Origin of the sequence: Streptomyces sp. WI03-4A (assembly GCF_033792105.1) — a bacterium.
In the GTDB taxonomy this organism is placed as follows: Bacteria; Actinomycetota; Actinomycetes; order Streptomycetales; family Streptomycetaceae; genus Streptomyces; species Streptomyces collinus_A.
Genome location: NZ_JARAUO010000097.1, coordinates 1 through 1,899, shown reverse-complemented (window position 1 = coordinate 1,899; position 1,899 = coordinate 1). Strand labels below are relative to the sequence as shown.

The window sequence follows — 1,899 nt, the reverse complement described above, 5'->3', positions numbered from 1 at the left end:
CGGTGGCCATGCCGCAGACGGCCGGGCAGGCGCCGCTGGCCCGCACGGTCGCCGAGGCCACCGCGGCGGTCGCGGCGGGCGGCGGCACCCCGCTGATCGGACCGGCCGCCACCCGGGAGGCGGTGCGCTCGGCGGTGCTCGACGCGGCCGTGGTGCACTTCGCCTGTCACGCGGACGGCGACCCCGAGGACACGGCGGCCGGCCGGCTGCTGCTCGCCGACGGCGACCTGCTCATCGGGGACATCGCCGATCTCCGGCTGGAGTCGGCCGAACTGGCGTACCTGTCGGCCTGCGGGACGGCCCGGGGCAGCGCGGACCCCGCCCTCGTGGACGAGGTGATCCACCTGGCCTCGGCCTTCCAGCTGGCCGGCTACACCCAGTCGGTGGCCACCCTGTGGGAGGTCGGCGACGTGTTCGCCGCCGAGGCGGCCGCGGCCTTCCACCGCACCCTGGCCCCCGCCCTGCCCGCCCCCGGTCCCCTGCCGGCCGCCCTTGCCCTCCACCACACGGTACGAGCCCTGCGCACGGCCGCTCCGGACCACCCCTGGACCTGGTCCGCGCTGGTCCACGCGGGCGCCTGAGCACCCGCCGCCGCGAGCGCTGGACGGCCGGCTCGGGCGGCGTGTTCGCCGCCGAAACGGCAGCCGCCGCCGTCGGACTGCCTCACCGGGCCGTCGGCTCCGCGCCCTCCTGCGCCGGCGGGTGCCCGTGGCGGGGCTGTGGCCGGGCGGCGAGGACGGCGACGTCGTCCTCCGCGTGGCGGGCGTCGAGCCGGGCGAGGATGGTGTCCAGGATGTGGTCGACGCCGTCGCCGGGGGTGAAGCGCAGGGCGGCCAGGCGGGCGAGGGAGCTGTCGATGTCCTCGCCGCGGCGCTCCACGAGGCCGTCGGTGAACAGCACCAGGGTCTGGCCGGGTGCCAGCTCGTGGGTGGCGGACTCGTAGCCGCCGAAGCCGGTGCCGAGCGGGGGTCCGACCGGGACCCCGAGCAGGGCGGCCCGGCCGTCCTGCTCGATGAGCAGGGGCGGCAGGTGGCCGGCGCTGGACAGCGTGAGCCGGCCCCGGCCGGGGTCGGCCCGCGCGAGCAGGCAGGTGGCCGGTCTGCGGCCGCCCTCGGTGGCGGCGATGTCGTCGAGCTGCCGCAGGACGCGGTGCGGGGGCAGGTCGGCGGAGGCGATGTAGCGCAGCGCGGAGCGGTAGGCGCTCATGTCGACGGCGGCCTCCAGGCCGTGGCCCATCACGTCGCCGACGACCAGCAGGGTGCGGCCGAAGTGGAGCCGTACGGTCTCGCACCAGTCGCCGCCCACCAGCACCCGGCTGCTGCCCGAGGGCAGGTAGCGGATGGCGACGTGCAGGTTGGGGTGCGGTCGGCCGGGTTCCGCCAGGAGCGCGCGTTGCAGGTCGCCGGCGGTGCGGTCGACCAGCTCGTGGGAGCGGGCGTGGCGGATGTGGGAGGCGGCGCGTTCGGCGAGGAGGGCGAGCCGTTCGGCCTCGGGCCGGGTGAAGGGCCTGCCCCGCCGGGCCGCGACCAGGACGCCGTACTGGTCGGTTCCGCTGGTCAGGGCGCACAGGACGGTGTGGCCGGGGCCGCCGGGCGGCCGGCCGGTCCAGGGCCGGGGCGGCCCGCCGGCCGCCGCGGTGGGGTTCGACGACGGTGATCCGGCCGCCGCGGACGACGATGTCGACGTCCTCGCGGACCGTCTCGCCGGTGCCGTCCCACAGGCGTCCGGCGTGGACGACGGTGTCGACGGGCGTGGGCCGGGTGCGGTCGAGCGGAACGCGGACGGTGCGCGGGCGGCCGCCGGAGACGTCGACGAGCCGGAGGCGGGTGCCCGACTGGTGGAGCAGGGTCCTGGAGTCGCCGGACCAGGTGGGGTGGTCGGCGGGGTCGGTGGTGAGGG

The 1,899-nt window shown here is 77.9% G+C and carries 2 protein-coding genes and 1 pseudogene; 1 reads left to right on the top strand and 2 read right to left on the bottom strand.

From position 1 onward, the window contains the following. Positions 1–581: CHAT domain-containing protein (locus PV343_RS40190; protein ID WP_319152007.1), on the top strand; the 581-nt coding region annotated here is incomplete at its 5' end. Between the two features lie 82 nt (positions 582–663). Here PV343_RS40190 and PV343_RS40525 read toward each other — a convergent pair. Together PV343_RS40525 and PV343_RS40520 are read right to left on the bottom strand one after the other, a co-directional pair. Beyond that, on the bottom strand, positions 664–1,206 hold the full coding sequence (locus tag PV343_RS40525) for a PP2C family protein-serine/threonine phosphatase (RefSeq protein WP_415923547.1): 543 nt from the start codon (positions 1,204–1,206) through the stop codon (positions 664–666). 409 nt (positions 1,207–1,615) lie between these two features. After that, positions 1,616–1,899, bottom strand: a pseudogene (locus PV343_RS40520) (hypothetical protein); the annotation flags it as partial.